Origin of the sequence: Bacillus sp. SG-1 (genome assembly GCF_000181495.1) — a bacterium.
Lineage (GTDB): Bacteria > Bacillota > Bacilli > Bacillales > Bacillaceae_B > Rossellomorea.
In genome coordinates, this window is record NZ_ABCF01000117.1 from 1 (window position 1) to 5,697 (window position 5,697).

Here is a 5,697-nt window from a genome sequence, read left to right on the forward strand (position 1 = left end):
GAGTGCTGATTGTCGAGGCGCTTGCTCAAGTAGGTGCGGTAGCAATGCTTAAAAAGGAAGAGAACCGAGGACGTCTGGCTTTCTTCACAGGCATCGACAACTGCCGGTTCAAACGTCAGGTAAAACCTGGAGACCAGCTTCGTCTTGAAGTCGAGATGGTACGCTTCCGCGGTGCCATCGGTAAAGGAAAAGCCGTAGCCACAGTCGACGGAGAAGTTGCCTGCGAAACCGAAATGATGTTCGCCCTGGGCGAAAAGCAGGAATAACCAACATACAAAAAGCCCCCGCTGTTTTGCCAGCGGGGGCTTTTTCACATTAACGCATTAAAAGGGACAGTCCCTCTTGGTGCATTAACGCGTTAAACCGCTAAGAGGGACTGTCCCTCTTAGCGGTTTAAAGCGATAAAAAACAACAGGTTTTTCCACTACAAAAAAATATTGATTTTGGATGCAAGATTACAGAAATACGGGGCAAGCTATCAAAAGACCGCAAAGAAAGGTCTTAAAAATTCTTTGTAATGAAAGGAGTCATACACAATGAATAAAAAGCTTTTAGCTATCCTTGGTGGATCAGCTCTATCCGCAATGCTGCTTGCAGGATGTAACGCCGACCAGGAGCCGCCGCCAGAAGATGATGCTCCAGTTGAAGAAGAGGTTCCTAATGATGACGGGGACATGAACGACAACGGTGACTTGGATATGGATACAAATGATGGGGAAGGAAATATCTCCGAAGATAACAACGGTGAGATTGATGACAATGAAAACGGAGATCTGGGCGACGAAAATGGTGAAGGCCCGGTTGATGAGCTTGAAGATGAATTAACAGATGAAGAAGGCAATAATGAATAACACTTAGCAAGCCGGTATTTACCGGCTTTTTTATATGGTCTTTTTCTTATTCTGTTGTATCCCCGCATAAATAGATTTCTTTCGTTTGATTTTCATCAACATCGTGAAGTGGATGAATTCCTCCTTAGTAAGTCCTTGTCCTATCGCCTCTTTCAAAAGTTGAACCCATTCCTCTTCTAAAATTTTAGTACTACTTTGATCCAGCAGCATATCAAGAGGCACCTCCAGGGCAGCCGCAATTTTCTCCAGCACTTTGATGGAGGGGTTTTTTTGAATATCCCTCTCAATCGTACTGATATAGGACTTTGAAATATCAGCTCTTTGTGCTAATTCATTAATCGTAATTCCTTTATTCTCTCTAATAGATTTTATTTTTTCGCCAACCATAGTCTAAACTCCTTCTACTAATAAATATAATTAATTCATTATAACGAACTAAATGTTTTTTATAAAATTAGCATTTCTAAGTAAATTACAGCATAGGATAGAAAATCAAAGTAAAATGTTCTTTATTACGAATAAACGAACAAATTTCACTATTTCATAATAAGAGTATAATCCTGTATAGTAAATAAAAAATACCTATATAACGAACAAGAAGAGGTGAATATATGTATAAGAAAAATTGCCAGCGTTGCAGCCGTCCCTCATTCAGCTCTACAGAAACAGGAGAATGGATTTGCCCATCATGTGGAAATGACCTCACTGCCTCACCGTTTTTCCATGCATCAAGCTTCCTTCAAATTAATCAAAAAGTCATTCCTTTAGAAAAAAAGTTAAAAACCTACAGCAGGAATTTCCCGTGCAGACCGACAACTGTTCGACAAAAAATCAAGTAATTATCATTATAATTGCCTGAATATTATTAAAATTAAGTGTTATTTGTAAAATAAACTGGGATAAAAGTTGTTAATCACAGCAAGATTTTACACAAAATAGGTTTTCCTAATTAGTATAATGGATATAGTTATATAACTGGTTAGCCAATGGATAGTCAGACAAAGGCAAACTCATTGAAAGATGGGGACGCAAAGTCACAGGTCTAAGGCAAGAGAAAACTTGTTAGGATGGCTGGGCTGCCTGAAATACTAATAGTATTTTAGGAGGAGATTTGTCAGTGGTAGAAAAAGAATTGGATCTTGAATGGATTACACTAATCAAAGAAGCAATGTCTGTAGGGGTCACCAAAGATGAAATCCTAGAATACCTACATACGAATAAAGAAGAGAGCAGAGTGCTAGTTAAATGAAAAAAGCTATTCCCATAATAAAATGTACCCTATAGAGTAGACACTTAAAAAAGTCTACCTATAGGGTATTTTTTTGTATAATGACAAATAGACAACTAGTAGAAATCGGGGAAAACACCATGAGTAAAAAAACATTCACAGAGAAAGAAATCAAACAATTATCCATTAATCCTTTTGTGAAAGCTGTAAGTGCTAAGGGAATTACCTACACAGATGAATTTAAACGCCAATTTATCGCTGAGAAAGAGAAAGGCAAATTCTCTAGACAGATCTTTGAAGAGGCTGGATTTGATACAGATATAATTGGTATGGCACGTATTCATGCCGCTAGTAAGAGATGGAGTGCTGCTTATAAAAGAAACGGAGTTTTAGGGCTCAATGACACAAGGAAAGGCAATTCCGGGAGACCTAGAGAACGGGAGTTATCCCTTGAGGATAAGAATGCTCGACTAGAAGCTCAAATTAACCTCCTTAAGGCGGAAAATGAACTTCTAAAAAAGATTCGATTCGCGGAAAGGGGGCTAAAGAAGTAGTCCTCTCCCCAAGTCAAAAGTTCATTCTCATCCGTTCCGTAATAGAGAAATATAAGCTCAAAAAAATGGTGAGATTCCTTTGTGGGGTCGCAGGAGTTTCCAGAAGTGCTTATTATAAATACTACTCTCCCGAGTCCCAAGAGCGTAGAAAACAACGGGAAGCAAGGGATGAGGAACTGAAAGAAATCATCTTAAAAGCATTCCGTCATAAGAATCGCAAGAAAGGGGCGCGTCAAATCAAAATGACTTTGGCGGGTCAATTTAAGATTGTCTTTAACTTGAAAAGAATTCGAAGAATCATGAAGAAGTATAACATCGTTTGTCCCTTCCGGAGGGCGAATCCATATAGGCGTCTAATGAAGGCCACCCAGGAACATTCAGTGGTCCCTAACCTACTGGAGCGCCAATTCAATCAGGGTAAACCCGGGAAAGTGCTATTAACAGACATCACCTACTTGAGCTATGGAAAAAGTTCAAGAGCTTATTTATCTATGATATTGGATGGTTCCAGTGGTGAAGCTCTTGCTTACCATGTGTCTGACAGAATGACTATGGAATTAGCCACAGATACCATCAAAAAACTAAAGAAAAACAAAAGGTTTAAAAAACATAAAGACTCACTCATCCATTCAGATCAAGGGGTTCACTATACCCATCCCCAATTTCAGAAAATGGTTAAAAAACTTGGAATCCGCCAATCAATGTCCCGAAGGGGAAACTGTTGGGACAACGCTCCCATTGAATCGTTCTTTGGCCACCTGAAAGATGAAACCTCTATTAAAACCTGTCTGACATTAGAGGATGTACAAAAGGAAATCAAGCAATACATGAATTACTATAACCACCATAGATACCAATGGAATCGAAAAAAGATGACCCCTGTACAATACAGAGATCATCTTTTAAAAGTAGCTTAGGCTTTTTTAAAATGTCCTTTACAAAGGGTACACTTTATATCGGATCAGTCCTTCTTTTATTTATTACGGGACTAATGTCGTCTTGGTTTTTCCGTTTGCGATCATTTCGGAAACGCTGATGAATTCTCCCTTGGATTTGAGTGACTTCACAATCTGCGGCAGAGCTTTTTGTGTTTGTTTAGCAGAATCGGAAGCATGCAGGAGAACAATGTCTCCTTTTTTAGCGGATGCTACATTTTCTACTATTTGATCGACCCCGGGATTTGTCCAGTCCTGTGAATTGATACTCCAATGAACGACGGTATATCCAAGTTTGTCAGCGATGGCTAACACCCGCTTATCGAAATGGCCGGTTGGCATCCTAAGAAGGTTGATGTCTTTAATATTCAACTTTGTAAAAACTTCTTGGGCTTTTAGGATATCCTGGCGTACTTTGGCATCCTCCATTTCACTGTAATCTTTATAAGCATAACCTAAGCTCCCGATTTCATATCCTTGCTTAACGATTTCCGCCACTATGTCTGGGTGCCTCTCCGCCCATGCCCCTGAGAGGAAGAAGGTAGCAGATGGCACCCCCTGTTTCTTGAGCTCTTCAAGAATGGGCTCTGCTTTTTCGTCGCCCCATCCTACATTGAATGTCAACGAGATTCCCTTATCTCCTTTATAGATGGCCTTTGGTCCATCCTCTGTGGAAAAAACGGGCAAAGCAGAGAGGCTGCCGGTGAATATGAACAGAGCTGTAAAAAATGAAATGACCAGAATGAGAACACCTTGTTTTATTTTTCGGGCATTTAATGTGTAAAAAGCATTCATACTATTCCCTCCAAGACACGATTTCCTGTTCTAACATATGCATGTCCGAAGAAAAAATATTACAGAAATAACAAAAAGCATATTATAAATTCATCTTTTTTGGAAAAAACTACAATTACAACATTGAAGGGGTGACAGTTTTGCTGGGTTTCTTAATAAACGAAAGAGAGAAACAAGAAATTGAATACTTACTGAAGAGAGAAATGGATGAAATACTGTTCGACCTGAAAGACTCAAGAATCGATCAAATTGTAAAACGGGCAATGGATGAAAGATATAAGATACTTTTTGCGCTATTTAAGAGAGTGGCCTCCCATAAGGAATGTATGAGATATATGAAAACAACCAGGCTGCGCCAAGAAAAATCCTAGGTTTTATCTAATAACGGGGACAAGCGGGAGTCGATAATTTTTTTTGTGGAAAAGCGTTGACTTTGTATGACTATCCTGATATATTAATAAACGTCGCTGTTGAACAAACAGCCATTCACAAAAATCACTCAAAAAAACACAAAGAAAGTTGTTGACTCAGCTTCTCAAACGTGTTAAGATGATTGAGTCGCTTCAAGAGAGGCGCGAGAAATTGAACCTTGAAAACTGAACAAAACAAGACAAAACGTCAACGTTAATTCTTGTAAGAATCTAATTTTTACAAAGTTGCTAACACTTTAATTAGCAGGCTGAAACATAGTTTCAGCATCAATGAGCAAGTCAAACTTCTTTCGGAGAGTTTGATCCTGGCTCAGGACGAACGCTGGCGGCGTGCCTAATACATGCAAGTCGAGCGGACTGATGGGAGCTTGCTCCCTGATGTCAGCGGCGGACGGGTGAGTAACACGTGGGTAACCTGCCTGTAAGACTGGGATAACTCCGGGAAACCGGGGCTAATACCGGATAGTTCTTTTCCTCGCATGAGGAGAAGTGGAAAGGTGGCTTTTAGCTACCACTTACAGATGGACCCGCGGCGCATTAGCTAGTTGGTGAGGTAACGGCTCACCAAGGCAACGATGCGTAGCCGACCTGAGAGGGTGATCGGCCACACTGGGACTGAGACACGGCCCAGACTCCTACGGGAGGCAGCAGTAGGGAATCTTCCGCAATGGACGAAAGTCTGACGGAGCAACGCCGCGTGAGTGATGAAGGTTTTCGGATCGTAAAGCTCTGTTGTTAGGGAAGAACAAGTGCCGTTCAAATAGGGCGGCACCTTGACGGTACCTAACCAGAAAGCCACGGCTAACTACGTGCCAGCAGCCGCGGTAATACGTAGGTGGCAAGCGTTGTCCGGAATTATTGGGCGTAAAGCGCGCGCAAGCGGTCTCTTAAGTCTGATGTGAA

8 protein-coding genes, 1 rRNA gene and 1 riboswitch are annotated in these 5,697 nt (G+C 40.8%); of the genes, 7 read left to right on the forward strand and 2 right to left on the reverse strand.

The window, feature by feature from the left end:
* Both BSG1_RS18715 and BSG1_RS18720 read left to right on the forward strand, forming a co-directional pair.
* On the forward strand, positions 1–266 hold a 266-nt coding region (locus BSG1_RS18715; RefSeq protein ID WP_044023181.1), incomplete at its 5' end, for a hotdog domain-containing protein.
* 270 nt (positions 267–536) lie between these two features.
* Complete coding sequence (locus BSG1_RS18720) at positions 537–851, forward strand: hypothetical protein (RefSeq protein ID WP_006838802.1); 315 nt, start codon at positions 537–539, stop codon at positions 849–851.
* A 30-nt stretch (positions 852–881) separates the two neighbouring features.
* Here BSG1_RS18720 and BSG1_RS18725 read toward each other — a convergent pair whose 3' ends face one another.
* Positions 882–1,238, reverse strand: coding sequence for a helix-turn-helix domain-containing protein (locus tag BSG1_RS18725; protein WP_006838803.1), 357 nt, complete (start codon positions 1,236–1,238; stop codon positions 882–884).
* A gap of 224 nt (positions 1,239–1,462) precedes the next feature.
* On the opposite strand from BSG1_RS18725, the gene BSG1_RS21015 reads away from it, so the two are divergent.
* The 3 genes from BSG1_RS21015 to BSG1_RS20645 all read left to right on the forward strand — a co-directional run bounded on the left by BSG1_RS21015 (position 1,463) and on the right by BSG1_RS20645 (position 3,550).
* Positions 1,463–1,690: a hypothetical protein gene (locus BSG1_RS21015; protein WP_156791534.1), complete on the forward strand. Its 228-nt coding sequence runs from the start codon at positions 1,463–1,465 to the stop codon at positions 1,688–1,690.
* Positions 1,691–1,844: 154 nt separating this feature from the next.
* Positions 1,845–1,935, forward strand: a riboswitch (cyclic di-GMP riboswitch).
* A gap of 33 nt (positions 1,936–1,968) precedes the next feature.
* The gene (locus BSG1_RS20640; protein ID WP_006838805.1) at positions 1,969–2,100 is read left to right on the forward strand and encodes an anti-repressor SinI family protein; all 132 of its coding nucleotides are present in this window, start codon (positions 1,969–1,971) and stop codon (positions 2,098–2,100) included.
* An 80-nt stretch (positions 2,101–2,180) separates the two neighbouring features.
* A protein-coding gene (locus tag BSG1_RS20645; protein ID WP_156791420.1) for an IS3-like element ISBsp2 family transposase occupies positions 2,181–3,550 on the forward strand; the annotation gives its coding sequence in 2 pieces (ribosomal slippage) (positions 2,181–2,592 and positions 2,592–3,550; 1,371 coding nt in all).
* Between the two features lie 63 nt (positions 3,551–3,613).
* On the opposite strand, the gene pdaB is transcribed toward BSG1_RS20645, so the two are convergent.
* A complete protein-coding gene (gene pdaB / locus BSG1_RS18740; RefSeq protein WP_006838806.1) occupies positions 3,614–4,363 on the reverse strand; it encodes a polysaccharide deacetylase family sporulation protein PdaB in 750 nt (249 codons plus the stop codon).
* A gap of 140 nt (positions 4,364–4,503) precedes the next feature.
* On the opposite strand from pdaB, the gene BSG1_RS18745 reads away from it, so the two are divergent.
* Both BSG1_RS18745 and BSG1_RS18750 read left to right on the forward strand, forming a co-directional pair.
* A complete protein-coding gene (locus BSG1_RS18745; RefSeq protein ID WP_044023182.1) occupies positions 4,504–4,734 on the forward strand; it encodes a hypothetical protein in 231 nt (76 codons plus the stop codon).
* A gap of 347 nt (positions 4,735–5,081) precedes the next feature.
* Positions 5,082–5,697 (forward strand): 16S ribosomal RNA (locus BSG1_RS18750); the annotation flags it as partial.

Bases quoted from the DNA above. Each gene is read 5' to 3' on its own strand.
- BSG1_RS21015 (WP_156791534.1), top strand. From the start codon at position 1,463: ATGTATAAGAAAAATTGCCAGCGTTGCAGCCGTCCCTCATTCAGCTCT.
- BSG1_RS18725 (WP_006838803.1), bottom strand. From the start codon at position 1,238: ATGGTTGGCGAAAAAATAAAATCTATTAGAGAGAATAAAGGAATTACG.
- pdaB (WP_006838806.1), bottom strand. From the start codon at position 4,363: ATGAATGCTTTTTACACATTAAATGCCCGAAAAATAAAACAAGGTGTT.
- BSG1_RS18720 (WP_006838802.1), top strand. From the start codon at position 537: ATGAATAAAAAGCTTTTAGCTATCCTTGGTGGATCAGCTCTATCCGCA.